This window comes from Clostridium vincentii (assembly GCF_002995745.1).
In the GTDB taxonomy this organism is placed as follows: Bacteria; Bacillota; Clostridia; order Clostridiales; family Clostridiaceae; genus Clostridium; species Clostridium vincentii.
Genome location: NZ_PVXQ01000096.1, coordinates 1 through 537, shown reverse-complemented (window position 1 = coordinate 537; position 537 = coordinate 1). Strand labels below are relative to the sequence as shown.

General features: G+C 49.5%; 1 rRNA gene. It reads right to left on the bottom strand.

Annotated elements, in window-relative coordinates:
• A 23S ribosomal RNA gene (locus CLVI_RS17220) occupies positions 1 to 537 on the bottom strand; the annotation flags it as partial.

Sequence of the window (537 nt, the reverse complement as noted above, 5' to 3'; positions counted from 1 at the left end):
AGCAGGCACCCCTTCTCCCGAAGTTACGGGGTTAATTTGCCTAGTTCCTTAACTGTGATTCTTCCGCCGGCCTTAGGATTCTCTCCTCACCCACCTGTGTCGGTTTGCGGTACGGGCACTACTTCTCTTTCTAGATGCTTTTCTTGGAAGCATGGAACCAGATACTTCGGTTCCGTAGAACCTTCCCCATCACGCCTCAGAATTGTTAGAACGGATTTGCCTATCCTAACTCCCTAAACGCTTAGACTAGCATCCAATAGCTAGCACATCCTATCCTTCTCCGTCACACCATCGATAATAACGATTGTAGTGGTATCGGAATATCAACCGATTGTCCATCGTCTACGCCTTTCGGCCTCGGCTTAGGTCCCGACTAACCCTCAGAGGACGAACCTTCCTGAGGAAACCTTGGGTATTCGGCCTGTAAGATTCTCACTTACATCTCGCTACTAATGCCAACATTCTCACTCGTAATCAGTCCATCGCTCCTTACGGTACGACTTCAACCCGATTACGACGCTCCTCTACCGCTCACAC